The sequence below is a fragment of the Halomonas sp. GFAJ-1 genome, assembly GCF_000236625.2.
Classification (GTDB): domain Bacteria; phylum Pseudomonadota; class Gammaproteobacteria; order Pseudomonadales; family Halomonadaceae; genus Vreelandella.
The window spans coordinates 45,324-71,046 of record NZ_AHBC01000013.1 but is presented as its reverse complement, the minus strand read 5'-3'; the positions used below and the strand labels follow the sequence as shown (position 1 = coordinate 71,046).

General features: G+C 54.2%; 23 protein-coding genes and 3 tRNA genes. 21 read left to right on the top strand and 5 right to left on the bottom strand.

Annotated features, from left to right (window positions below):
- The first annotated feature begins 29 nt into the window (after positions 1–29).
- The 4 genes from MOY_RS03950 to eno all read left to right on the top strand — a co-directional run bounded on the left by MOY_RS03950 (position 30) and on the right by eno (position 5,476).
- Positions 30–1,448, top strand: coding sequence for an FAD-dependent oxidoreductase (locus tag MOY_RS03950; RefSeq protein WP_009096738.1), 1,419 nt, complete (start codon positions 30–32; stop codon positions 1,446–1,448).
- Positions 1,449–1,586: 138 nt separating this feature from the next.
- Positions 1,587–3,242, top strand: a complete 1,656-nt coding sequence (locus MOY_RS03945; RefSeq protein WP_009096736.1) for a CTP synthase — start codon at positions 1,587–1,589, stop codon at positions 3,240–3,242.
- Positions 3,243–3,252: 10 nt separating this feature from the next.
- Complete coding sequence (gene kdsA / locus MOY_RS03940; protein ID WP_009096735.1) at positions 3,253–4,116, top strand: 3-deoxy-8-phosphooctulonate synthase; 864 nt, start codon at positions 3,253–3,255, stop codon at positions 4,114–4,116.
- A gap of 70 nt (positions 4,117–4,186) precedes the next feature.
- A complete protein-coding gene (eno, locus tag MOY_RS03935) occupies positions 4,187–5,476 on the top strand; it encodes a phosphopyruvate hydratase (protein ID WP_009096732.1) in 1,290 nt (429 codons plus the stop codon).
- A 486-nt stretch (positions 5,477–5,962) separates the two neighbouring features.
- Here eno and fdxA read toward each other — a convergent pair whose 3' ends face one another.
- Positions 5,963–6,286 (bottom strand): ferredoxin FdxA, encoded by a 324-nt coding sequence (gene fdxA, locus MOY_RS03930; RefSeq protein ID WP_009096730.1) that lies wholly within the window; start codon positions 6,284–6,286, stop codon positions 5,963–5,965.
- 156 nt (positions 6,287–6,442) lie between these two features.
- Positions 6,443–9,022: a DNA mismatch repair protein MutS gene (mutS, locus tag MOY_RS03925; RefSeq protein WP_009096728.1), complete on the bottom strand. Its 2,580-nt coding sequence runs from the start codon at positions 9,020–9,022 to the stop codon at positions 6,443–6,445.
- A 214-nt stretch (positions 9,023–9,236) separates the two neighbouring features.
- On the opposite strand from mutS, the gene MOY_RS03920 reads away from it, so the two are divergent.
- The 9 genes from MOY_RS03920 (at position 9,237) to MOY_RS03880 (ending at position 16,520) form a co-directional block, all read left to right on the top strand.
- A complete protein-coding gene (locus MOY_RS03920) occupies positions 9,237–9,770 on the top strand; it encodes a CinA family protein (RefSeq protein WP_009096726.1) in 534 nt (177 codons plus the stop codon).
- Positions 9,771–9,859: 89 nt separating this feature from the next.
- Positions 9,860–10,924, top strand: a complete 1,065-nt coding sequence (gene recA, locus MOY_RS03915) for a recombinase RecA (protein ID WP_009096724.1) — start codon at positions 9,860–9,862, stop codon at positions 10,922–10,924.
- Between the two features lie 41 nt (positions 10,925–10,965).
- Positions 10,966–11,445, top strand: coding sequence for a regulatory protein RecX (locus tag MOY_RS03910; RefSeq protein WP_009096722.1), 480 nt, complete (start codon positions 10,966–10,968; stop codon positions 11,443–11,445).
- A gap of 139 nt (positions 11,446–11,584) precedes the next feature.
- Positions 11,585–14,194 carry an alanine--tRNA ligase gene (gene alaS, locus MOY_RS03905; RefSeq protein WP_009096720.1) on the top strand — a complete coding sequence of 870 codons (2,610 nt, stop codon included), beginning with the start codon at positions 11,585–11,587 and terminating at the stop codon, positions 14,192–14,194.
- Between the two features lie 105 nt (positions 14,195–14,299).
- Positions 14,300–15,550, top strand: coding sequence for an aspartate kinase (locus MOY_RS03900; RefSeq protein WP_009096718.1), 1,251 nt, complete (start codon positions 14,300–14,302; stop codon positions 15,548–15,550).
- Between the two features lie 197 nt (positions 15,551–15,747).
- On the top strand, positions 15,748–15,936 hold the full coding sequence (gene csrA / locus MOY_RS03895) for a carbon storage regulator CsrA (RefSeq protein ID WP_009096716.1): 189 nt from the start codon (positions 15,748–15,750) through the stop codon (positions 15,934–15,936).
- Between the two features lie 125 nt (positions 15,937–16,061).
- Positions 16,062–16,154: transfer RNA gene (locus MOY_RS03890), tRNA-Ser, on the top strand.
- Between the two features lie 68 nt (positions 16,155–16,222).
- Positions 16,223–16,299: transfer RNA gene (locus tag MOY_RS03885), tRNA-Arg, on the top strand.
- 144 nt (positions 16,300–16,443) lie between these two features.
- A tRNA-Arg gene (locus MOY_RS03880) sits at positions 16,444–16,520 on the top strand.
- Between the two features lie 200 nt (positions 16,521–16,720).
- On the opposite strand, the gene MOY_RS03875 is transcribed toward MOY_RS03880, so the two are convergent.
- Positions 16,721–17,725 (bottom strand): tRNA dihydrouridine synthase, encoded by a 1,005-nt coding sequence (locus tag MOY_RS03875; protein ID WP_009096715.1) that lies wholly within the window; start codon positions 17,723–17,725, stop codon positions 16,721–16,723.
- A 127-nt stretch (positions 17,726–17,852) separates the two neighbouring features.
- Here MOY_RS03875 and MOY_RS03870 point away from each other — a divergent pair, with 127 nt between their 5' ends.
- The 3 genes from MOY_RS03870 to MOY_RS03860 all read left to right on the top strand — a co-directional run bounded on the left by MOY_RS03870 (position 17,853) and on the right by MOY_RS03860 (position 21,362).
- The gene (locus tag MOY_RS03870; protein WP_009096712.1) at positions 17,853–18,110 is read left to right on the top strand and encodes an OadG family protein; all 258 of its coding nucleotides are present in this window, start codon (positions 17,853–17,855) and stop codon (positions 18,108–18,110) included.
- Between the two features lie 93 nt (positions 18,111–18,203).
- Entirely contained in the window at positions 18,204–20,027 is a 1,824-nt protein-coding gene (gene oadA / locus MOY_RS03865; RefSeq protein ID WP_009096711.1) for a sodium-extruding oxaloacetate decarboxylase subunit alpha, read from the top strand.
- 12 nt (positions 20,028–20,039) lie between these two features.
- Entirely contained in the window at positions 20,040–21,362 is a 1,323-nt protein-coding gene (locus MOY_RS03860) for a sodium ion-translocating decarboxylase subunit beta (protein ID WP_009096709.1), read from the top strand.
- A gap of 119 nt (positions 21,363–21,481) precedes the next feature.
- Here MOY_RS03860 and MOY_RS03855 read toward each other — a convergent pair whose 3' ends face one another.
- Positions 21,482–22,099 carry an IMPACT family protein gene (locus MOY_RS03855; protein WP_009096708.1) on the bottom strand — a complete coding sequence of 206 codons (618 nt, stop codon included), beginning with the start codon at positions 22,097–22,099 and terminating at the stop codon, positions 21,482–21,484.
- Positions 22,100–22,135: 36 nt separating this feature from the next.
- Complete coding sequence (locus MOY_RS03850) at positions 22,136–22,537, bottom strand: LexA family protein (protein ID WP_009096706.1); 402 nt, start codon at positions 22,535–22,537, stop codon at positions 22,136–22,138.
- A 270-nt stretch (positions 22,538–22,807) separates the two neighbouring features.
- On the opposite strand from MOY_RS03850, the gene ccmA reads away from it, so the two are divergent.
- The 5 genes from ccmA to ccmE are packed head-to-tail and all read left to right on the top strand — an operon-like array spanning position 22,808 to position 25,674.
- Complete coding sequence (gene ccmA / locus MOY_RS03845; protein ID WP_009096704.1) at positions 22,808–23,428, top strand: cytochrome c biogenesis heme-transporting ATPase CcmA; 621 nt, start codon at positions 22,808–22,810, stop codon at positions 23,426–23,428.
- Positions 23,429–23,476: 48 nt separating this feature from the next.
- Complete coding sequence (gene ccmB, locus MOY_RS03840; RefSeq protein WP_193391955.1) at positions 23,477–24,175, top strand: heme exporter protein CcmB; 699 nt, start codon at positions 23,477–23,479, stop codon at positions 24,173–24,175.
- A 14-nt stretch (positions 24,176–24,189) separates the two neighbouring features.
- Positions 24,190–24,930: a heme ABC transporter permease gene (locus tag MOY_RS03835; protein WP_009096699.1), complete on the top strand. Its 741-nt coding sequence runs from the start codon at positions 24,190–24,192 to the stop codon at positions 24,928–24,930.
- Entirely contained in the window at positions 24,930–25,175 is a 246-nt protein-coding gene (ccmD, locus tag MOY_RS03830; RefSeq protein WP_009096697.1) for a heme exporter protein CcmD, read from the top strand. The genes MOY_RS03835 and ccmD overlap by 1 nt, the downstream gene beginning before the upstream one ends.
- Positions 25,165–25,674, top strand: a complete 510-nt coding sequence (gene ccmE, locus MOY_RS03825; protein ID WP_009096695.1) for a cytochrome c maturation protein CcmE — start codon at positions 25,165–25,167, stop codon at positions 25,672–25,674. The genes ccmD and ccmE overlap by 11 nt, the downstream gene beginning before the upstream one ends.
- The last annotated feature ends 49 nt before the right edge of the window (positions 25,675–25,723 follow it).

The following is a 25,723-nucleotide window of genomic DNA, read 5'->3' as shown; positions in this document are numbered from 1 at the left end:
CCAGAGCCTACGCTTCGAGGAGAGAGATCATGGCTAGCCGTTTAAATAACGATTTCCAGTTTGTTGATGTGGGTCGTAAGGACCCACAGAAAAAAGCCGCACACACTCGCGCAAAAGAGTTTGCGGAAATTTATGAGCCGTTTAAACCCACCGATGCAGCCAGCCAGGCACACCGCTGCCTGCATTGCGGTAACCCATACTGCGAGTGGAAGTGCCCGGTACACAACTACATTCCTAACTGGCTGCAGTTGGTGGTGGAAGGCAATATTATCGAAGCCGCCGAGCTTTCCCACAAAACCAACTCGCTGCCGGAAGTGTGTGGTCGGGTGTGCCCGCAAGACCGTCTGTGCGAAGGCGACTGCACGCTGAATGATGGTTTTGGTGCGGTGACCATTGGCTCGATTGAGAAATACATCACTGACACTGCCTTTGCCATGGGCTGGCGCCCGGATATGTCAAAAGTGGTGTGGACGGACAAGAAAGTCGCCATTGTGGGCGCAGGGCCTGCGGGTCTTGGCTGCGCCGATATTCTGGCGCGCAACGGCGTTAAGCCCGTCGTATTTGATAAGTACCCGGAAATTGGCGGACTGCTGACCTTTGGTATTCCAGAGTTCAAGCTTGAAAAAAATGTGATGGAGCGTCGCCGTGCCGTCTTTGAAGAGATGGGCGTCGAGTTCCGTTTGAATACCGAGATCGGTACTGATGTCGAGTTCGAAACGCTGCTTCAGGAGTACGACGCCGTATTCCTGGGCATGGGTACTTATAAATATATGGCGGGTGGCTTCCCTGGCGAAGACCTGCCTGGGGTCTACAAGGCGCTGGATTTCTTGATTGCCAACGTCAACCGCCGATTAGGGTTCGAAAAAGACCCTAACGATTTCATCTCCATGGAAGGCAAGCGCGTGGTGGTGCTTGGCGGTGGTGATACGGCGATGGACTGTAACCGCACATCGATTCGCCAGCGGGCCGCGAGCGTCAGCTGCGCCTACCGCCGCGATGAAGAGAACATGCCCGGCTCCCGCCGTGAAGTGGCTAATGCACGTGAAGAGGGCGTCGAATTCCTGTTTAACCGCCAGCCAGTGGCGGTTGTGGGAGAAGAAAAAGTCGAAGGCGTTAAAGTAGTGCGGACTCGCCTGGGTGAGCCGGACGAGAATGGCCGTCGTCGTCCAGAAGTCGTGCCAGGGTCTGAAGAGATCATCGCCGCCGACGCGGTCGTGGTGGCGTTTGGTTTTCAGGCAAGCCCGGCACCGTGGTTCGATAGCGCCAAGATCGACGTTAACGAGAGAGATCTGGTTAAAGCCCCTGAACATGGCCAATACGCTTTCCAAACCAGCAATGAGAAAATCTTTGCCGGTGGCGATATGGTGCGCGGCTCTGACTTAGTGGTCACCGCGATTTATGAGGGGCGCCAAGCAGCAGAAGGGATTTTGGACTACCTGGGCGTGTGATATTGGATAGTGAGGGGCGATGTCGCCCCTCAACTAGAGCAGTTCAAATTGAGCCTTAAGGCTTACTCTGCTATTCTGTCGTCCCATCCTGGTGTGGCTTTCTGTTACGCCTTTTGATCACGTTTCGACAGGTTTTCCATGACACGATATATCTTCGTGACCGGCGGCGTTGTGTCCTCTCTTGGCAAGGGCATCGCGTCTGCCTCGCTGGCGGCGATTCTCGAGGCCCGCGGCCTTAAGGTCACCATGCTCAAGCTCGACCCCTACATCAATGTGGACCCGGGCACCATGAGTCCTTTCCAGCACGGCGAGGTGTTCGTCACCGAGGATGGCGCCGAGACGGATCTGGACCTTGGTCACTACGAGCGCTTTATTCGTACCAAAATGACCCAAGGCAACAACTTCACCACGGGCCGCGTGTACGAGAACGTGCTACGCAAAGAGCGCCGTGGCGACTACCTGGGTGGCACCGTTCAGGTTATTCCCCACATTACCGATGAAATCAAGCAGCGCGTTTACGCGGGTGGCGAGGGTTTTGACGTAGCGCTGGTGGAAATCGGCGGTACGGTTGGCGATATCGAGTCGCTGCCGTTCCTTGAGTCGATTCGTCAGATTCGCAGCGAGCTGGGTGCAAGCCGAGCGATTTACATGCACCTGACCCTGGTGCCGTACATTAAGACCGCAGGCGAAACTAAAACTAAGCCGACCCAGCACAGCGTTAAAGAGCTGCGCTCTATCGGTATCCAGCCGGATATTTTGATTTGCCGCAGTGAAGTAGAGCTTGAAGAGAGCGAACGTCGTAAAATCGCCCTGTTCACCAACGTGGAAGAGCGTGCGGTGGTGCCGCTGCAGGATGCCGACACTATTTATCGTATTCCGCTGATGCTCCATGAGCACGGCCTGGACGACATTGTTTGTGACAAGCTGCGTTTAGAAGCCCCCGAAGCTGACCTGTCCGAATGGGTGAAGGTGTTGGATTCTAAGCTGAACCCGCTGAAGTCGGTAAGCATTGCCATGGTCGGTAAGTACATGGAGTTACTGGATGCCTACAAATCGCTCAATGAAGCGCTGATCCATGCGGGCATTCAGGGACGTATTAAGGTCAATGTCGACTATATTGATTCGGAAGATATTGAGCGCCACGGTACCGAGCGCTTAGCGGGTAAAGATGCCATTCTGGTGCCGGGTGGTTTTGGCGAGCGCGGCGTGGAAGGCAAGATTCTTGCTGCCCAGTTTGCCCGTGAAAACAAGATCCCCTACCTGGGTATCTGTCTAGGCATGCAGGTGGCCGTTATTGAGTTTGCTCGCAACGTGGCCGGCTGGGAAGACGCCAACTCCACCGAGTTTACTCACGACACCAAGCACCCGGTGGTGGGGCTGATTACTGAGTGGATTAACGCCGAAGGCAAAATTGAGCTACGCGATGCGGCCTCTGACCTTGGCGGCACCATGCGTTTAGGCGGGCAGGTTTGTCATCTGGCCTCAGGCAGTAAAGCTCGCGCGGCCTATGGTTCTGATGAGATTGTTGAGCGCCACCGCCACCGTTTTGAAGTCAACAACCAGTTTATTGATGAGCTGGAGAAGGCTGGCTTGGTGATTTCAGGGAAGAGCGTCGACCAATCGCTGGTCGAGGTAGTGGAGCTTGCCGACCACCCCTGGTACGTGGCGTGTCAGTTCCACCCAGAGTTCACATCGACACCGCGCGATGGGCACCCGCTGTTCTCAGGCTTTGTTAACGCCGCCGTTGAGCACAAAGCAGCACGTACCCGTGCCCACGCGGCGCCTCAAGAGTAAAGGGGGAAACATGGCTTCTCACGCACTAACCCCAGAGCGTCATATCAACGTTGCCGGCCTAACCGCCGGCAATTCTTTGCCGCTCATGTTATTAGGCGGCATGAATGTGCTGGAGTCGGCAGAGTTGGCCGATGAGATCGCCCAAGCCTATGTTGAAGCGACGCAAACACTGGGTATGCCTTATGTCTTTAAGGCGAGTTTTGATAAAGCCAACCGCAGCTCGATCCACTCCTACCGTGGGCCTGGGCTGGATAAAGGGTTACAAATCTTAGCTGACATCAAAGCCCGCTATGGCGTGCCGATTATCACCGACGTACACGAGCCATGGCAGGCGGCGCCCGCCGCTGAGGTCGCTGATATCATCCAGCTACCGGCGTTTTTAGCGCGCCAAACCGATCTAGTGGTGGCAATGGCAAAAACGGGGGCGGTTATTAACATTAAAAAACCGCAGTTTTTAGCTCCCCACGAAATGCGCCATATTCTCACCAAGTTTCAGGAAGCGGGCAATGACCGCCTGATGCTGTGCGAGCGGGGCACAAGCTTTGGTTATAACAATCTGATCGTCGATATGCTGGGCTTTGGCGATTTGAAACAAACGGGTTACCCGGTGTTTTTTGATGTTACCCACGCACTACAGCGTCCTGGTGGCCGTGCTGACAGCGCTGACGGGCGCCGTGCCCAAGTGGCGGAGCTGGCTCGCGCGGGCGTCGCTGTTGGTTTGGCGGGGCTGTTTTTAGAAGCGCACCCAGACCCTGACAACGCCAAGTGTGATGGCCCCTGTGCGTTGCCGCTGGATCAGCTGGCGCCGTTTTTGTCGCAGCTTGCCCAGCTAGACACGCTGGTCAAAGGCTTCGATCCGCTAGCCATTCGCTGATCGTGATAATAAACGTGGTATATATTTGACCCACCACTCTCTATCAGACTGACAACCTAAGGATACTGTCATGACCAAAATTGTTGAAATCAGTGCGCTGGAAGTGCTCGATTCTCGTGGCAACCCAACTGTTCAAGCTACTGTTCGCCTTGAAAGCGGTGCGATAGGTGAAGCCTGTGCGCCAAGTGGTGCGTCCACAGGCTCCCGCGAGGCGCTTGAGCTGCGCGATGGCGACAAGACACGCTACCTCGGTAAAGGCGTTTTAAAAGCCGTTGAAGCCGTGAATGGCAGTATTCGTAATGCATTGTTAGGTATGGATGCGCGCGATCAGCGCGGCCTGGACGATGCCATGCTGGCGCTCGATGGCACCGAAAATAAGGCTACGCTAGGTGCCAATGCGATTTTGGCCGTATCGCTGGCCGCCGCTAAAGCCGCCGCTAATGCCAAGGGTGTACCGCTGTATGCTCACATCGCTGAGCTATACGGTCAGCCGGGCCAGTACAGCATGCCGGTGCCGATGATGAATATTCTCAACGGTGGTGAACACGCGGATAACAACGTTGATATCCAAGAGTTCATGGTGCAGCCGGTGGGTGCAGCCAACTTCCGTGAAGGCCTTCGTATGGGCGCAGAGATTTTTCACGCGCTGAAAAAAGTACTGTCGGCGAAAGGTCTGTCTACCTCGGTGGGTGATGAGGGCGGCTTTGCCCCTAACTTGGCATCTAACGCTGATGCGCTGGCCGTAATTAAGCAGGCTGTTGCCGACGCCGGTTACTCCCTTGGTAAAGATGTAACACTGGCACTCGACTGCGCCTCCTCTGAGTTCTACAGAGATGGCCAGTACAACCTCTCCGGCGAAGGCAAAATCTATGACGCTGAAGGCTTTGCTGACTACCTAGCTGGGCTATGCGCCGATTATCCGATTGTGTCTATCGAAGACGGTATGGATGAATCTGACTGGGCGGGCTGGAAAGCGCTGACCGATAAGCTGGGTGATAAAGTGCAGCTGGTGGGTGACGATTTGTTCGTTACCAATACCAAAATTCTCAAGCGCGGTATCGATGAGCAGATTGGTAACTCCATTCTGATTAAGTTCAACCAGATTGGCTCGCTGTCTGAAACCCTAGATGCCATCAAGATGGCCCAGGACGCTGGATTTACTGCGGTTATCTCCCATCGCAGCGGTGAAACGGAAGATACTACCATTGCTGATTTGGCCGTGGGCACCTGTGCAGGGCAGATTAAAACTGGCTCGCTGTGCCGCTCTGACCGAGTAGCCAAGTACAACCGTTTGCTGGTGATTGAAGCTGAACTGGGCGAGGTGACTTACCCGGGGTTGAAGGCTATTAAAAGCCAGTAAAGGCGAAACGTTGCGCGGGCTTGTAAGAGATGTCTCAAGATTTTGTAAGAGATCTCTTACAAATGCCGACGACATTCGCTTGGTATGGGTAGGTTAAAATGAAATTTTCCACTAATCTTAATTTAACTGATTGATTTAAAAGTTTTTTAAAAAATAAGGCGAGCCGGCTAGGCTCGCCTTTTGCGATTTTGGCCTGCTTGTGATGCCCAAATTATCTGCCACAATATGTTCAGGACTAGGGGAGGCAAGGATGCTTCAGGCAGGATGCAACGGGATGCAGGTAGGTGCGCCGGGTGACATAGTGACATGAGCCCCGGCAAGGACGTCACCTAAGGAAGTTGACACAGGGAGTGGTCAGAGGAAGTGCTTGGAGCGGGCGGCCTACGGGCCGCCTTTTTTTGCGCGTGTGCTACCGAAGTACAAAAAGGTGCATAAAAAAACCAGCGCGAACGCTGGTTTTTATAGAGCGTTAAGCGATGTTGCAGTTTAGCGCTCCAGTTTCTCAAGCTTACCTGTTTTACCATCCCACTCTTCTGCGTCGGGTAGTGGGTCTTTCTTCTCGGCAATGTTTGGCCACACCTCGGCCAGTTCTGCATTGATTTCGATGAACTGCGTTTGGTTATCGGGCAGCTCATCCTCGGAGAAGATCGCTTCAGCGGGGCACTCCGGCTCACACAGGGCGCAATCGATACACTCATCTGGGTGAATAACCAAGAAGTTAGGGCCTTCGTAGAAGCAATCGACCGGGCAGACTTCCACGCAGTCAGTGTACTTGCACTGGATGCAGTTCTCGGTAACGACAAACGTCATCTTGCTATCCCTCTTGCAGGACCAGAAACGCTTCCGGTCATGGTCAATCGTGAATGGTTATAAATCAGCTGTTTTTTATAAGCTAAAAAGTATGGGCGACATTCTAGAGGTGCCCTTACCCGTGGGCAAGCGCCACATGACCTTCTATTAAGACGATCACAGGAGTTCGCGCCATTGATACAGCAGTGCCAACGCCTCCCTAGGCGATAAATCATCTACGTCCGCTTTTTTAAGCGCCTCTACAACGGGGTGAGGGGCGCTGGCAAACAGGTCGTTCTGCAGTGGCACGCCTTGTTCTGAACCTGCCGAGACAGCACGGCGCTGCTGTTGGTCAACGTCACGTTGCTCCAAGGCAATCAGTTTTTCCCGTGCGCGGGAGATCACAGGGGTGGGCACGCCAGCGAGCTGCGCGACCTGTAAGCCGTAGCTTTGGCTTGCAGGGCCAGCCTCAATACGGTGCATAAACACGATGCTATCGCCGTGCTCGGTGGCGGTTAAATGAATGTTGGCCACGCCGTTTGCCTGTTCAGGCAGGGAGGTCATTTCAAAATAGTGGGTGGCAAACAGTGTTAATGCACGGGCAGTCGCTAAGTGCTCGGCGCTTGCCCACGCAAGAGAGAGGCCGTCAAACGTACTGGTCCCGCGGCCAATCTCGTCCATAAGCACTAAGCTGTGTTCCGTTGCGTTATGCAGAATGTTGGCGGTTTCGGTCATCTCGACCATAAAGGTGGAGCGCCCCCCCGCTAAGTCGTCCGATGAGCCAATGCGGGTAAAGATACGGTCGATAGGGCCAATTTCAGCGGCGTCAGCGGGCACGAAGCTGCCGCTGTGAGCTAGCAGGGCAATTAGCGCGGTTTGGCGCATATAGGTCGATTTACCGCCCATGTTGGGGCCGGTGATGATCAGCATGTGCTGGTCGGGCGATAGCGTGACATCGTTGGGCACAAACGGCTTATCGCTCACCTGCTCAACGACCGGGTGGCGGCCTGCGCTAATGCTTATGCCAGTGGCTTCGACTAATTGCGGGCGCACCCAGTTGAGCGCTTCGGCGCGCTCGGCAAAGGCGCACAATACATCCAGCTCCGCCAGTGCCCGAGAGGTGCTTTGTAGCGCGTGGAGTAGCGCATTAAGCTCGCCCATTAGCCGCTCGTAGAGCCATTTTTCCCGGGTCAGCGCCCGCGATTTAGCCGAAAGCGCTTTATCTTCAAACTCTTTAAGTTCTGGAATAATAAAGCGCTCGGCGTTTTTTAGCGTTTGGCGACGAATATAGTCGGCGGGTGCCTGCTGTGCCTGGGAGCGGGGCAGTTCAATAAAATAGCCGTGCACGCGGTTATAGCCCACCTTTAAGTTGGCAAGGCCCGTACGCTCGCGTTCGCGTAGCTCTAATTGAACTAGGTATTCGCCGGCATTTTCGGCCATGCCGCGATGTTCATCCAACTCAGCGTCAAAGCCATTGGCAATCACGCCCCCGTCGCGGATCACCACGGGCGGGTTTTCGACCAGCGCGCGCGTAAGTGTGTCGGCCATTTCTGGGTAGGGGCGAATATGCGGTTTAAGGCTATCTAAGGCGCTGCCGGTATCCACTTCGGCCAGCAACTGCTCAAGCTCAGGCAGCGTAACAAGTGCATCACGCAGGCGCGCTAAGTCACGTGGGCGGGCGCTATACAGAGCAACACGGCCAAGAATACGCTCTACATCACCCACGTCGCTTAGGGTGTCCCGCAGTGCCATGTAGGCAGCGTCAATGGACAGCAATGCCACGCCTGCTTGGCGACCCTCAACAATATCCCGCTGGCGTAGCGGGCGATTCAGCCAGCGCTTTAGTAGCCGAGAGCCCATCGCGGTGGCACAGGTGTCTAAAACACTGGCTAGGGTGTTGTCGCTGTTACCGCCAAGATTAATGTCGATTTCTAAATTGCGCCGGCTGGCGGCGTCAATGACCACCGCATCGTCGCGGTTTTCCACGCTAATCGCCGTGACGTGGGGCAGGCGTGAGCGCTGAGTGTCTCGAGCGTAATCGACTAGCACCCCGGCGGCAATGAGTGCAGTTGTTAAGTGCGCGCAGCCAAAGCCGCGTAAATCCTGTACTTCAAACTGGTCGCATAGGCTGCGGGTGGCGCTATCCAGGTCAAACAGCCACTCGCCTTGGCGGCGCAGGCTACGTTTTTGTGACCAGGCATCAGGCAGCGTCAGGCTTTCTGGTACTAGCAGTTCAGCGGGGGAGAGGCGAGTAAGCTCGGCGAGCATCTCAGCTTCACTCTCTACTTCCAGTACGTTGAAGCGTCCGCTGGAGAGCTCAAGCCAAGCAAGGCCAAAGCCCTCTTTTCCAGGGGCAACAGATACCAGTACGTTATCGCGACGTGCGTCCAGCAGCGCTTCATCGTGGAGCGTGCCGGGGGTCACAATACGCACGACCTGGCGATCAACGGGCCCTTTGCTGGTGGCGGGATCGCCAATCTGTTCACAAATCGCCACTGATTCGCCGCCGGCGACCAGGCGTGCCAAATAGCCTTCCGCGCTGTGGTAAGGCACCCCCGCCATTGGGATCGGTTTGCCACCTGATTGGCCGCGTTGTGTAAGGGTAATATCCAGTAGCGCGGCGGCCCGCTTGGCGTCGTCGAAAAAGAGTTCGTAAAAATCCCCCATGCGGTAAAACAGCAGTACCTCGGGGTGTTCGCGTTTAATCTTAAGGTATTGCGCCATCATGGGCGTATGAGAGGGGCTGGCCTGTGACATGGGTGTCCTGGTTGAGCGTGGCGTAAGTCATCACGGCTTACGGCATGTTCGTTGGGCAAGTTCTGCGAGTAAATTATATAAGCAACTGCTTAAAGTCAGCGCTATGAGTAAGTTCTTAGAGCTAGCTCTTAGCGTGAGTTCTTAGAGTGAGTTCTTTGGGCAAGATAAACGCTGTATTCTACGCTGAACTGAGGTCTTACATGAAGGAGTCACTATGGCACCCAGCGTTTCTAGCCTGAAAAATCTTGATTTATCGCTGCTTGCTCAGCGCATGGGGCGGTTGTGCCAGCAGCTTGGTGTGGAAGTGACCACCGCGGAGTCGTGTACTGGTGGTGGAATCGCTAGCGCCATCACGTCGGTAGCGGGCAGCTCGGCTTACTTTACCGCCGGCTATGTGACGTATTCGAACGCTGCGAAGAGCCGCCTATTGAAGGTGCCAGCAGCTACCCTGGAAAGCGTTGGGGCAGTAAGTGAGCAGGTAGTAAAAGCAATGGCAGCAGGCGCTTGCCGGGAAAGTGGCGCAGGTTTAGCCGTGGCGGTGAGCGGTGTGGCAGGCCCTGACGGCGGCAGCGAAGAAAAGCCTGTGGGTACTGTATGGCTGGCGTGGGGTGATGCTGAGCATCAGCAAGCCGAGTGTTTTCACTTTCCTGGTGACCGTCAGGCGGTGAGAGAGCAGGCGGTTCGCGAAGCGCTGGCGGGTTTGGTGGCGCGTCTCACCGAGCAGGCAAAAGGCAGCAAAAAGAAATAATCGTTAAATATAGCGGTGAGGATTTGTTTAGCCGCTAATCTTTGGCATACTACTGGCTAATTATACAGCTTGTTATGAGGAATCTCTGAATGGCTCAGGACGACAACCGCACAAAAGCACTCAATGCAGCGCTTAGCCAAATCGACCGTCAGTTTGGCAAAGGAACCGTCATGCGCTTAGGCGATGCGCCTCGCGTCGTGATGCCGTCGGTTTCAACCGGTTCGCTGGGGCTGGATATCGCACTCGGTATTGGCGGGCTGCCGTTCGGCCGGGTGTGTGAAATCTTTGGCCCAGAGTCATCAGGTAAAACCACACTGACGCTTTCAGTGATTGCCCAAGCGCAGAAGCAGGGCAAGGTTTGTGCCTTTGTGGATGCCGAGCACGCCCTTGACCCAAGCTACGCTGAAAAGCTGGGTGTAAATTTAGATGACCTGCTGGTTTCCCAGCCGGATACCGGCGAGCAGGCGTTAGAAATTACCGACATGCTGGTGCGCTCAGGCGGTGTAGACGTCATTGTCATCGACTCTGTTGCCGCCTTAACGCCGCGTGCTGAAATCGAAGGTGAAATGGGCGACTCCCACGTTGGCCTGCAGGCGCGCTTGATGTCCCAGGCACTGCGTAAAATCACCGGTAACATCAAAAACGCTAACTGCTTAGTCATCTTTATTAACCAGATCCGCATGAAAATTGGCGTGATGTTTGGTAGCCCCGAAACCACCACCGGTGGCAACGCACTGAAGTTCTACGCTAGCGTGCGTTTGGATATCCGCCGCACCGGCTCGGTGAAGGTTGGCGATGAAGTTACTGGTAATGAAACCCGCGTAAAAGTGGTTAAAAACAAAGTGGCACCGCCGTTCCGCCAAGCTGAGTTCCAGATTCTTTATGGCAAAGGTATCTACCACGCCGGTGAAGTGATTGATCTGGGTGTGCAGTGCAGCCTAGTGGATAAAGCGGGTGCTTGGTACAGCTATAAAGGTAAGAAAATCGGCCAAGGTAAAGCGAACTCAGCCCTGTATCTGGAAGAGCATCCGGAAATTATGCTGGAGATCGAAACGCAGATTCGTGAGCAGCTGTTAGCCAAGCCTGACCCTAAAAATGAAGAAACGGCGCCTGTGGCAGACGTTGCCGCTGACAGCGACGACGACTTGCTATAAGTCCTTTGTGATGCGCGTCTTTAAAAGGGTGGGGGAGCGCTATGTTTGCTTCTGGCGGTGATGCCTCTCCACGCGACGTTGCCATTCAACTGCTAGCTCGGCGGGAGTACTCGCGCGCCGAGCTAGCGCGTAAGTTGCGCCAAAAAGCCTTTGAGCCAGAGGCTATACAGAGCTGTCTGGATGCCTTGGTCGAGCAATCGCTGCAGTCAGATGCGCGGTTTGCGGAAAGCTTTATTCGCTCGCGCATTGCACGCGGGCAGGGCGTTATCCGCATCAAAGGTGAGTTGCGGCAGCGGGGTGTTGATCAAGAAACGTTAGCCGCTGCACTGGCGACGGTAGAAGAGCGTGAAGCGGTAGATTGGTTTGAGTTAGCCCGAGAAACCTTAGCAAGGCGATACACATCTCCCGGTGAGACGCCTAAAGAGCGCGCCAAGCGCGAACGTTTTTTGGCTTCCCGTGGGTTCGATTTTGAGCAAATTCGCTATGCCCTCAGCTGTTTATCTGAGTCTTTTTCCCTCTAAATACCCCCTCAGTTTGGAACTTTGCCACTAACTGCGGCTTTAGTCGTTTGACAACTGCGTTATAATGCTCCTTTTGCGACCCCAGTGGGTAGCGGCGACAGCGCCCTGGGGCATCACGCTTTCTTGTCACGGATACCCTATGAAAAGCGCAGAAATCAGGCAGGCTTTTTTATCGTTCTTTGAAGAGCAGGGGCATACGATTGTTCCTACCAGCTCTCTAGTGCCGGGCAACGACCCAACGCTGCTATTCACCAATGCAGGCATGGTGCCGTTTAAAGATGTGTTCCTGGGTCGTGACCCGCGCCCTTATGTGCGGGCCACGTCTTCCCAGCGTTGTGTTCGCGCAGGTGGTAAGCATAACGATTTAGATAACGTCGGCTACACCGCACGCCACCATACCTTCTTTGAAATGCTGGGTAACTTTAGCTTTGGCGATTACTTTAAGCGCGACGCCATTCGTTTTGCTTGGGTTTTTCTAACGGAAACTCTGGGGCTGCCGAAAGAGAAACTTTGGGTAACCGTTCACATTAGTGACGATGAAGCTGAGCGTATCTGGAAAGATGAAATCGGCATTGACCCAGAGCGCTTCTCTAAGCTGGATGAAGATAACTTCTGGCAGATGGGCGATACCGGCCCCTGTGGCCCAAGTTCGGAAATTTTCTTTGATCACGGCCCTGACGTGTGGGGCGGCCCGCCGGGAAGTCCAGAAGAAGACGGCGACCGCTATATCGAGATATGGAACTTGGTGTTCATGCAGTTCGACCGCGATGCCTCAGGCACACTAAATCCGCTGCCCAAGCCGTCTATTGATACCGGTATGGGCTTGGAGCGTGTTGCCGCGGTGATGCAGGGTGTGCACTCCAACTATGAAATCGACCTGTTCCAGAATCTGTTAAAAGCAGCGGCTGATGCCACCGGCCACCTTGACACTGCGACGCCTTCGCTGCGGGTTATTGCCGACCATATTCGCTCCTGTGCCTTTTTGATTGCCGATGGCGTGTTGCCGTCCAATGAAGGGCGCGGCTATGTGCTGCGGCGTATTATTCGTCGGGCGATTCGTCATGGGCACAAGTTAGGCGCCTCTGAACCGTTCTTCCACAAGCTCGTGAGCGCGCTAGATGCTGAAATGGGCGAGGCGTACCCTGAGCTACATGAAGCCAGTGGGCAGATAGCCCGTGTCCTGCTCAAAGAAGAGGAGCAGTTTGCCCGTACGCTGGATCACGGTATGGGGCTGCTGAACGCGGCGCTTGAGGAGCTTCAAGGCGATGTGCTGCCCGGTGAAACCGTGTTCAAACTCTACGACACCTACGGCTTCCCCTTTGATTTAACTGCCGATGTTTGCCGGGAGCGGGAAGTATCGCTGGATGAAGCCGGTTTCCAGCGTGAGCTTGAGGCTCAGCGTGAGCGCGCCCGTGCTGCCAGCCAGTTTGGCGCAGACTATAGCGCCTCTATTGAGCTTGAAGGTGAAACTCGCTTTACCGGTTATGAACAGCTAGAAGACCAGGCAACGGTCACCGCTATCGTTGATACGGAAGGCGGCGCGCTTGCTGCCTTGGAAGCGGGCCAAAAAGGCACTGTCGTACTTGATCGCACGCCATTTTATGGCGAGTCAGGTGGTCAGGTAGGCGACACCGGCTACCTGTATGTAGACGGTGGGCGTTTCCAGGTAACGGATACCCAGAAGCAGAGCGGTCACCATCTGCACCAAGGGATCATGGTGGAGGGCGCGCTTAACGTAGGTGCCCACGTGCGTGGTGAAGTGGATGCCAGCCTGCGCAGCGCCACTATTCGTAACCACTCGGCAACCCACCTGCTGCATAAAGCGCTACGGTTGGTGCTGGGCGATCACGTTCAGCAGAAAGGCTCGCTGGTCAATGCCGAACGGTTACGCTTTGACTTTAGCCATTTTGAGCCAATGACGGCGGATCAATTGGCTGAAGTAGAGCGCTTGGTCAATGAGCAAATACTGGCGAACGCGCCGACCAAAATTGAGCAAATGAGTTTGGCTGATGCCAAGGAGAAAGGCGCAGCCGCGCTGTTTGAAGCAAAATATGCTGACAACGTGCGCGTGCTGACCATTGGCGCCGATGACTTCTCTATCGAACTGTGTGGTGGTACCCATGTGGCCCGCAGTGGTGATATTGGCTGCTGTCATGTGATTAGCGAAGTGGGTATCGCGTCAGGTGTACGTCGTATAGAAGCGATTACCGGCGAAAATGCACTGGCGTACTTCCGCGAGCAAGAAGCCCGTGTGCAGCGTCTTGGCGAGCGTCTGAAAACCAAGCCTGAGCAAGTAGAGGCCAGGGTTGAGTCGCTAGTTGATCGTAACCGCGCGCTTGAGAAAGAGCTTGAGCAGTTGAAAGCCAAGCTGGCTAGCGCTGCAGGCAGCGACATGCTTAGCCAGGTGCAAGAAGTTAACGGCGTTAAGCTGCTGGTGACTCAGCTTGAAGGCGTATCGGGCAAAGACCTGCGCGGCGTACTGGATCAGTTGAAAAACAAGCTTGGTTCAGGGGTTGTCATGCTCGGTACAGCAGACGCCGCAGCGGGTAAAGTTAGCTTGATTGCTGGCGTAACCCAGGATTTGACCAGCCGCGTCAAAGCGGGTGAGCTGGTTAACCACGTTGCTTCCCAGGTGGGCGGTAAAGGTGGTGGCCGCCCGGATATGGCGCAAGCAGGTGGTAGCCAGCCTGATGCCTTGCCAGGAGCGTTGAACAGCGTTCCGGCTTGGTTGGAAAACACGCTTCGCTAATAACGAAGGCCGGTGGCATTATCTGCTACCGGCCTTTTTGTTAGTGAAGAAAATTAGCAATAACAACATTCACCCTCCATTCCCGAACCCATAGGAAAACGGCATATGGCATTATACGTACAGAAGTTCGGCGGCACTTCGGTGGGCTCTGTCGACCGTATCAAGGCCGTGGCGGAAAAGGTCAAAGGCTTTCGTGATCAAGGCCACCAAGTCGTGGTCGTCGTCTCTGCGATGAGCGGCGAGACCAATCGCTTGACCGAAATGGCGCAGGCCCTCAATGAAGAGCCGGCACCGCGCGAAATGGATATGCTGCTGTCGACCGGTGAGCAGGTCACCATTTCGTTGCTGGCCATGGCGCTCCAGCAAATTGGCGTTTCTGCCACTTCTCACACGGGTGCCCAGGTAGGTATTCACACCGATAGCGCCTACACCAAAGCGCGCATTCAGCGTATTGAAACCGACGATCTGAAAGCTGACCTGGATTCAGGCAAAGTGGTGGTGGTGGCTGGCTTCCAGGGCGTTGATGAGAACGGCAATATCACGACGCTGGGACGTGGTGGTTCCGATACCACGGGTGTTGCACTGGCCGCAGCGCTGGGCGCCGATGAGTGCCAAATCTACACCGATGTCGACGGTGTTTATACCACCGACCCCCGCGTATGTTCCAAGGCGCAACGCCTTGAGAGCATAACAGTGGAAGAAATGCTTGAACTGGCGAGCTTAGGCTCCAAAGTGCTGCAAATCCGTGCTGTGGAGTTTGCAGGTAAGTACAACGTACCGCTGCGGGTGCTGTCGAGCTTTGAAAACGGCCCTGGCACCCTGATTGTTGCAGACGCAGACCAAGACGAGGACTCTATGGAAGAACCGCTGATCTCCGGTATCGCTTTTACCAAAAACGAAGCCAAACTCACCCTGTTGAACACGCCTGATGTGCCCGGCGTGGCGTCACGTATTCTTGGCCCAATTGCCGACGCCAATATCGAAGTAGATATGATCGTCCAGAACGTGGCGCCAGCAGGTGATTACACTGACTTCACCTTTACGGTTGCCAAGGGTGACTATAAAGCCACTAAGAAGATTCTGGAAGAAACCGTTATTCCTGATTTAGGCGGTGGCGAGCTGCGCGGTGATGATAATATCGCCAAGGTGTCGCTAGTAGGCGTTGGCATGCGCTCGCATGCAGGCGTTGCTTCTAAAATGTTCCGCGTATTGGCCGATGAAAACGTCAATATTCGTATGGTATCTACCTCTGAAATTAAAATTTCCGTGGTGATTGACGAAAAACATATGGAGCTTGCGGTTAATGCATTACACAAAGCTTTCGGCTTAGATAAGACAGATATAGAATCTGAATAACAATAATGCCTTAAACCTTCTACGCTGAAGGGGTGACTCGCTGCCGAGTGGTGGTGAGCTTTCTTTCAACGGGAGGTTAAGGTGTCATGGAGCCAGAGAGCCATTGGTGACGAGCGACGCCATGCAGCATAATAGGGTGGCGTCGCTTCTGGCGGACACATCCCGTTGTATTAAAACGTCTGAGAAGGAGATCAGCCATGCTCATCCTAACCCGCCGTGTTGGCGAAACACTGATGATCGGTGATGAAGTTACTGTCACTGTACTCGGTGTGAAAGGCAACCAAGTGCGCATCGGTGTGAATGCACCCAAAGATGTAGCGGTTCACCGCGAAGAGATCTATCAGCGCATTCAGCGTGAACGTAATAGTGAAAGCGAAGCTGAGTAAATGTCCGTGATTGTCACGCCCCCCGTAGGGCGTTTAAGCGGTAACATCCGGTCGGTGCGAAAAAAAATCTGTAGAGGACTAGACAGCAGTCGTCATAATCGGTAATATTCGCGCCGTGCCGTTGAGGAGAGGTGGCCGAGTGGCTGAAGGCGCTCCCCTGCTAAGGGAGTATAGGGTTTATAGCCCTATCGAGGGTTCGAATCCCTCTCTCTCCGCCAACTGCATATCAAGTAGCAGTATCGCTTGAAAACGTAATATCGTATTACCTTCATGTGTAAGAAGATTAGCGCCCGTAGCTCAGCTGGATAGAGTACCTGACTACGAATCAGGGGGTCGGAGGTTCGAATCCTCCCGGGCGCGCCATCTTACAAGCGGGTGTTGTCAAAGCTAAGTTCTTTGAAATAAAAGTTTTAAAAGAACAGGCAGTTGAAAACAAACGTTGTTGAAAGCGTAAGTACCTGATGTTACAATAAATTCATTGTTTGATACGTTAAGCATGAATGTTAAGCGCCCGTAGCTCAGCTGGATAGAGTACCTGACTACGAATCAGGGGGTCGGAGGTTCGAATCCTCCCGGGCGCGCCAGAATTTAAAAACCCGCTCTCACAGAGAGCGGGTTTTCTGTTTTCTAGCCTGGTCAGCGTGGCTCGCACGCTGATCTTGCGATCGTGTCAAGCGCCCCCGCATTTGCGGTAGGGCGCTTTTTTTTGATCAATTCGTTTAGTTGGGTCTGGTGAGATTAAGCACTGCGCAGTAAGGTTGTATGAGCGACGGCTAAGCACTGTCTAAGTCGCTTCACAGGCAGGAAGAGGGGTGTCGCTAGGTACCAAGTTGGTTAATAGCGTATCGAGGTCTGTGAGGCGCTTTAAGCGCTGAAAGTGCTGGTCGGCTTCTGCATTGCCTTGGCGCATTTGAGCCAGCCACTGTTTCACAAGCGACACCACCACGCGATCAGGTAGTTGCTGCCGTTGTATGGCGGCGTATTGCTTAAGTACGCTGACACGCATTTCCCAGGTGGTTTCAGGAAGTCGCTCGCCGGTTCGCTGCCAGTGGCGAATGCGCGGTGCAAGCCAGGGGTCTGCTAACGCGCTACGCCCCAGCATGACATCGCGACAGCCAGAGAGCGTGCGCGCTTTCCAGTAGTCTTCAAGCGTCCATATATCGCCATTGGCCACTACGGGAATAGACACCTGATGGCGAATTTTGCTGATCCACTCCCAGTGCGCAGGTGGGCGGTAGCCCTCATCCCGTGTTCGGCCATGCACGACTAGTCGGGCTGCTCCGCCGGCTTGGGTGGCTTGGGCGCAGGCGATGGCTAGGCGTCGATCAGAGAAGCCAAGGCGAATCTTGGCCGTCACCGGTATTTGACCCTCCAGAGCCTCGGCAACTGCCTTTACCGCTTGGTAGACACGTTCTGGGCGGCGAAGTAGTGATGCACCGCCATCGTGGCGGTTAACCAGCTTTGCCGGGCAGCCAAAGTTTAGGTCGATGCTCAGCGCGCCAAGGGCAAGCGCTTGGCGCGCATTTTCCGCCAGAGCGGTGGGGTCGGAGCCGAGTAACTGAAGATGCACCGGTACGCCACTTGGGGTGGCGACGGGGCGTTGGGTAAGTTCGGGGCAGTGCCTGTAAAACACACGTGGCGGTAGGCGTGCATCAACTACCCGTACAAACTCGGTTACCGACCAGTCAAAACCTGCTTGCCGGGTGAGTAAGTCGCGGGTGAGAGCGTCGATAACGCCCTCCATAGGCGCAAGGCCTATTTCGCCGTTTTGTAGTAAATTAACAACCATGACTTCCACTATGGCGCCATTGCAATCTATTCTGGATGTGGCAGGTTAGTGCATAGACCTCACTGCGCCAAGTGCCTTTAGAGGCTTTTGAGGTACCGATAAGCATTTGAAATAAGGAGAATGCGGTATGCAAGATACAGAGCTACTCCACGAGGGACTGACCCTAATGGGGCTTGGTATGGGCTTTGTTTTTGTTTTTCTTACTGTTTTGGTAATTAGCGTTACGCTAATGTCAAAGCTGATTGGCCGCTTTCAGCCGACTCCGGCGGCGGTGCCTAGCAGTGGGAACGGTAAAAAAGCGACGGCTGCAAAAAGTCAAAACGATGAGGTGCTAGTCGTGATTAGTGCTGCAGTGCATCGTTATCGTTCTTCACGCCGCCAATAGGCAGCCCTTTTTGTAGCTGGCTTGCCACGCTACCGGCATTTTTTTTGTTAAATTTACTACAAATTCATAACGTACCAACTGTGAGCCACGACCATGAATGAAATAAAACGTCCTCTGGGAATCACTGATGTTGTCCTTCGCGATGCCCACCAATCGCTGTTTGCTACCCGGCTGCGGCTTGATGACATGCTACCGATTGCCGAAAAACTCGATAAGGTTGGTTATTGGTCGCTTGAAACCTGGGGTGGCGCTACCTTTGATGCGTGTATTCGTTATCTGGGCGAGGATCCTTGGGAACGTATCCGTGCGTTGAAAGAAGCGATGCCTAACACGCCCCAGGCGATGCTGCTACGCGGCCAAAACCTGCTGGGCTATCGCCACTACGCTGACGATGTAGTGGATAAATTTGTTGAGCGCGCAAAAACCAACGGTGTGGATGTGTTTCGCGTGTTTGATGCGATGAACGATCCGCGCAACCTAGAGCGTGCTATTAAGGCAGTACGCCAGGTAGGTGGGCATGCGCAGGGCACTATTTCCTATACGGTCAGCCCGGTACATACCCTGGATAGCTGGGTAGATCTAGCCAAAACCATTGCCGCAATGGGAGCAGATTCACTGGCTATCAAGGATATGGCGGGGCTGCTAACGCCGTATATCGCGTATGACTTGGTGGCGCGGCTGAAAAAAGAGCTGTCTATCCCGGTTCATTTGCACTGCCATGCCACTACCGGCCTCTCCACCTCGACGATCCTCAAAGCTGTGGAAGCTGGGGTCGACAATGTCGATACCGCTATCTCTTCAATGTCGATGACCTATGGACACAGCCCCACCGAGTCTGTGGTCGCGATGCTCAAGGATACCGACCGTGATACCGGCCTGGATCTGGAGCTTTTAGAAGACATCGCTAGCTACTTCCGTGAGGTGCGTAAAAAGTACGCAGCCTTCGAAGGGTCGCTCAAAGGCATCGACTCACGCATCCTGATTGCTCAGGTGCCGGGCGGCATGCTTACCAACATGGAAGGCCAGTTAAAAGAGCAGGGCGCTGGCGATAAGCTAGATGACGTGCTGAACGAAATCCCACGCGTGCGTGAAGACTTAGGCTTTATTCCCCTGGTGACACCAACCTCGCAAATTGTGGGTACCCAGGCTGTGATGAACGTCATGATGGGCGAGCGCTATAAGTCGATCTCTAAAGAAGTTCAGGCACTGCTTAAAGGTGAATACGGCTACGCCCCGGCGCCGTTCAATGCTGAGCTACAAAAGCGGGTGTTGGAAGGCGGCGAGCCGATCACCTGCCGCCCGGCGGACAACCTATCGCCTGAAATGGACAGGCTAGCGACTGAACTTAAAGAGAAGGCCGGTGCAGATAAAATCCGCCTAGCTGACGGCGAGCGGGAAATAGACGATGTGCTCACGTACGCCTTGTTTCCGCAGATTGGCCTGAAGTTTCTGAAAAACCGCGACAACCCAGACGCCTTTGAACCCGTTCCCCAGGCGCCTGATGCGAGCGCTGCCAAGGTTCCTGCTAAGGTCGAGAAGAGCGCCAGCGTTCCCGTGGCGGCGAGTGGCCCAGAAACTTACACCGTTAAGCTCAATGGCAAAGCGTTTGTGGTGGAAGTCTCAGAAGGGGGTGACATCGGTGAGGTGAAAGAGCAAGTCGCGGGGGGGGCAAAAGAGCCAGCGCCTAGTGCTGAGGCCGAAAGCAGTGGCGAAAGCATCGACGCTCCGCTAGCGGGCAATATCTTCAAAGTGAATGTGCGCCCCGGCGACCAAGTAGCGGAAGGTGATGTCGTGATTATTCTGGAAGCCATGAAAATGGAAACCGAAGTGCGTGCTAGCAGCGCCGGCACCGTATCGAAAGTTAATGTCAGCGAGGGCGACAGCGTTGCCGTTGGCGACTCGTTGATCGAGCTTTAAGGGCATTCGGCAATGGATAATTTAATCACCTTATGGGAGGGCTCGGGGCTTTATAACCTTGAGCTGGGTCAGGCGGTTATGATCCTGGTGGGGCTTGGGCTGCTCTACTTGGCTATTTATAAGAAGTTTGAGCCGCTGTTGCTGGTGCCTATTGGCTTTGGCGGCATTCTTGCCAACATTCCAGAGGCAGGGTTGGCTATTTCGGCCCTTGATCAAGCAATGGAGGTCGCGCAACCAGCTGTCTTGCATCAGATAGCATCGGCGCTGGGCGCAACGCTTGATCCGTTGGGCGGCGTAGAAGCATGGCGGGAGACATTAAAGGCAATTGCTGACGACGCTGCCGCACCGGATCAGTTGCGTGCTGCAAGAGATGTTGCCATGAACGTTGGCTATGGCGACGGCATGCTTTACACCTTCTATAACATCGCTATTGCCTCTGGAATCGCGCCGCTGATCATCTTTATGGGTGTTGGGGCGATGACCGATTTTGGCCCGCTGCTGGCCAATCCGCGTACGCTATTTTTGGGCGCTGCTGCGCAGTTCGGTATTTTTGCCACAGTCTTTGGTGCCGTCGGTATGTCGGCCATGGGCTGGATGGATTTCTCCATCGAGCAAGCGGCGGCTATTGGTATCATCGGTGGAGCTGACGGCCCAACGTCTATTTATGTATCGAGCGTGTTAGCGCCAGAGTTGTTGGGTGCTATTGCCGTGGCGGCCTATGCCTATATGGCGTTAGTGCCGATGATCCAGCCGCCGATTATGCGGCTGCTGACGACGAAGAAAGAGCGTGAGATTGCGATGACTCAGCTGCGTCCAGTGTCCAAGCTTGAGAAGATTATCTTCCCGCTGGCCCTGCTGATGCTGGTAGCGCTCTTTTTGCCGGATGCTGCACCGCTGTTGGGGATGTTCTGCTTCGGTAATTTAATGCGCGAGTGCGGTGTGGTAGAGCGCCTGACGGATACGGCTCAAAACGCTCTAATTAACATTGTCACGATTGTGCTGGGCTTGGCAGTAGGTTCGCGCTTGATGGCCGATTCTTTCCTGGCAATAGAAACGCTTGGCATCATGGCGCTGGGCATTGTGGCCTTCGCTATTGGTACCGCGGCTGGGGTTCTCATGGCGAAATTGATGAACGTGATGAGTAAGATGCCGATCAACCCATTGATTGGTGCTGCAGGCGTGTCAGCGGTACCGATGGCTGCTCGGGTTGCCAATAAAGTTGGCTTGGAGTCGAACCCGCACAACTTCCTGCTGATGCATGCGATGGGGCCCAATGTGGCTGGTGTGATTGGCTCAGCGGTGGCCGCCGGGGTGATGATCAAGTACCTGAGTTAAACGCAGTCAAAATGCAAAAATACGCATAGCCCGCTAACGCGGCTTATCGAGCAAGCGCTCGCTTAAGTCGCGTTTTTTGTTTTGTGAGTTTTGTTAACGCTATCTATTTAACGCGTAGGCTAGGCCTTCTGGATATTGAGCGTCATTTTGAGGCGGTTCTCGAGCGCTGCTAGATCCAGCACAACGTCCCGCGGCCAGCCAATGGTCAAGCGCACCCCGTTACCATCGTAATCGACATATTGAATCGGGATGTGCTGCTCATCGCACCATGCCCGCGTCACTGCTTCGTGGGCAAAGCCAACGTTTAGCTGATAGTTATCCCGTTCAACAATTTCTCGCAGTGGTAGCGTTTCAAGCCCTGAATTGACTGCTTGGGCATAAGCGCGGGCAAGCCCGCCGGTGCCGAGTTTTGTGCCGCCAAAATAGCGAATCACCACACAACCGATTTCACCCAGCCCACTGCCTAATAACGCTTGATACATAGGTCTTCCGGCTGTGCCGCCAGGTTCGCCGTCATCTGAAAAGCCAATATGTGTTTGCTCTCCTGGTGGTCCTGCAATAAAAGCGCTGCAGTGGTGGCTTGCGTTAGGGTGAGCGGCTTTGGCTGCATGCAGCAGCGCATCAAAAGCTTCTTTGTTCGGGGCATGGCACACCCAGGTGAGAAATTGGTTTTTCTCTACCTCTATAACGGCTGTGTGCCACTGGTAGGGGGGGAAGTCAGGGATGCGATATCGCACTCATTACTCCTGGGAGTCGTGAGGCTTGAATTAGCCTTAATGATGCCGTGATGGTGAGTCGTGATGCTCAATGCCCATCACCATGCCTAAAACTTGAATATCACAATTATGCAGGAATACTGCAGGTGTTGCTGCGTCTTCAGGCAATAAATGCACGCCCAGGCGATTGATCGAGAGCTGTTTTAACGCGACTTCACGCTGGTTAATAGTCACAACCGCTGTTTCCTGCTGGGTATCATGCTGATAGCGGCGAATAATAATAACATCGCCATCGAATAAGTTGCTGTCGCGCATGCGGTCGCCGCGTACTTTGAGTGCGTAGGTGTTGCGTCGTGTAATGTGTGCAGCGTTACGCCGCCGCGCGGTGGTAGTGGTCAGCGTTGCTGGCTGAAGGGGGGCGCCCTGGATAGGCCGTGGTGCTGGCATCGACATCGTCATTGTAGTTTCTCCAATGCAGCGCCCGTTCCTTAGGCGTTTGGTTGTATTGAGTGCTGTGTTTTTATGGGGTGTTTTTTCATACAGTATGTGCAGTATAAACCTGTTTTTGCATACAGTTCCAGTGGTGGTTTTTTTCTTATTTTCAGCACGCTTTTTTTGCGGTCCTGATGATATGTATCATGCTGCGACCCAAGGCCGCAGAGTGCGACTGGCGAGAAAGTGCCTTTCCGTGTAGAGTTCGACCCGAATTCAATATGGCTGGAGAGACCTTTGAGCCTGTGCCTACAAGCCCGACAATTGGCCTGTGAACGCGATGACCGTTGGCTATTTGAAGGGCTCGATCTTGATATCCAACGGGGTGAGATCGTGCGCATTGAAGGCCCTAATGGCAGCGGTAAAACAACGCTGTTGAAAATTCTCTCGGGCCAACTGAGCGATTATCATGGCGATCTTTACTGGAATGGCGCATTAATGCGTGAAACCCGTGAACATTTTCTCGCCAATTTGCTCTATTTAGGACACGCCCCAGGGGTTAAGTCGGGTCTGACTCCCTTAGAAAACCTTACTTGGTATCAGGCACTTAGCGGTGAGCAAGGCTCTGAAGAGCAGCGTGAAGAGGCCTTGGCTAAGGTGGGGCTGAGAGGCTTTGAAGACGTGCCGGCAGGGCAGCTTTCTGCGGGCCAGCAGCGGCGGATTGCGCTGGCAAGGTTAACGCTTATCCCTAGAGCTCTTTGGGTGCTGGATGAGCCATTTACGGCGATTGATCGTAACGGTGTGGCAGCGCTTGAGACGCAGTTAGTTGCGCACGCCAAAGCAGGAGGGTGTGTACTGGTTACCACGCATCACGAGTTAACCGCTTCACCCGTACTTCGAAGAGTACAGTTGGGGTAAAAGGAGATAGCGTTGCCCAGTACAAATGCCACCGTCAGTGCCCCGGTAATGCCTATGCACGACCCCAAAGGGGGGCTAATTGTTGCGCTTAACGCCACACTCAGGCGTGATCTAACGCTGATGCTTAGGCGGCGAGGGGAGGTGCTGAACCCTCTAGTGTTTTTTGCCTTGGTGATTACCCTCTTTCCCATTGGTATTTCACCAGACCCTCAGCTGTTAGCGGTTATCGCGCCTGGGCTATTGTGGGTAGCCGCACTGCTAGCGGCGCTGCTCTCTTTAGATAGCCTATTTCGCAGTGATTACGAAGATGGCAGCCTGGAGCAACTCCTTCTAGCGCCGCAACCTCTGGCAGCGTTAGGGCTAGCAAAAGTAGCTGTACACTGGCTACTTACCGGCCTGCCACTCGCACTAATGGCGCCATTGTTGGGCATTATGTTGGCACTCCCAGCTGGTAGCTATTTGGTTTTAGCACTTTCACTGGCGCTTGGTACGGCTAGCTTGAGTTTAATTGGTGCGATTGGCGCTGCACTAACGGTAGGTTTGGCACGGGGAGGGGTACTGCTTTCACTGCTGGTACTGCCGCTTTATATTCCAATACTTATTTTTGGTGCAGGCGCCGTACAGGCTGCGATTATGGGCGATGGGGTAACGGCGCACTTGGCCATCTTAGGGGCGTTACTTGCGATGGCGTTAATGCTTTCACCTTGGGCGATTGCTGCATCGCTACGTATCAGTATCAACGGCTAAAGGACGGAAATTCCATGTGGGCCTTTATTAATAAACTGAGATCACCCAAGTGGTTTTACGCAATTAGCGCTAAGCTGCAGCCTTGGTTTTGGGCGCTTGCAGCGCTGCTGTTGATAACCGGCACGGTATGGGGACTTGCTTTTGCTCCTGCGGACTATCAACAGGGCAATAGTTTCCGGATTATTTATGTCCATGTGCCAGCTGCGTTTTTGGCCCAGTCAATTTTTGTTTCCATGGCCATCACTGGGTTAGTGTTTATGGTGTGGAAGATCAAAATCGCCGATATGGCTGCAACCGTTATGGCCCCCCTGGGTGCTGCAATGACGTTTATAGCGCTGTTTTCAGGCGCGGTATGGGGAGTGCCCACCTGGGGCACGTGGTGGATGTGGGATGCCCGCCTTACCTCCATGCTAATTTTGTTGTTTCTGTATTTAGGCGTCATTGCCTTGCGGGGGGCGTTCAGTAGCCGAGACAGCGGCTCACGCGCAGCATCAGTATTGGCGATGGTAGGTGTCATCAATATTCCAATTATTAAATATTCGGTTGATTGGTGGTACACGCTACACCAGCCCGCCACCTTTACCATTACCGGCCGAGCGGCGATGCCTCTGGAAATGTGGGCACCGCTGTTGATTATGGTGCTTGGGTTTTACAGCTTTTTTATTGGTTTAACGCTGATGCGTACGCGCAGCGAAATCTTACGCCGTGAGGCCAGTAAGCGCTGGGTGCGTGACCTTATAGAGGAGTCGCGTTAATGGCTTTCTCATCGATTAATGAATTTCTCGCAATGGGCGGTCATGGGCCTTACGTATGGGCCGCCTGGGGCGTTACAGCGCTGTTGTTTTTAGTCATTTTGTGGCATGCGCGGCTGGAGCGTCGCCAGCTGCTTAGCAGCTTAAAACGTCGTGCTCGCCGTGAAAGTCAGGCTAACAACTACCCGCATAAATCAGCGCAGGCACCGGTTAAACCTGTTCAAGGGGACGTTCATCATGACGCCTAAACGTAAGCAAAAGCTGTTTGTTATTTTAGGGTTAGTCTCGTTAACGGCGATTGCCGTTGGGCTGACCCTTTACGCGCTGCGTGCCAACATCAATTTGTTTTTCAGCCCGGTACAAATTGCACAAGGCAATGCACCTATCGAGCGCCAAATCCGTGCTGGTGGCATGGTGAAAGAGGGCTCTGTTTCCCGCGATCGAGAAAGCTTGAATGTTGAGTTTACGGTGACTGACTACGTAGACGATCTCGATGTTTATTACAGTGGGATTTTGCCGGATCTGTTCCGCGAGGGGCAGGGGGTTGTCGTCGTGGGGGAGCTTCAAGCCGACGGGCGTTTCCGGGCTGACCAAGTGCTGGCGCGCCACGATGAAAACTATATGCCGCCAGAAGTTGCCCAAGCGCTGAAAGAAGCAGGCTACTCACCGGCCGACTTCCAAGCGAAGGCGGCTAAAGTCGGTGAGCGGTTGGAGCAAGAAGGCGTTCCACACGCTAGCGAATACTAACGCTCACGCTGCCCTGCTGCGCAGCATGCTGTTTTGCCCAGTGCTATCT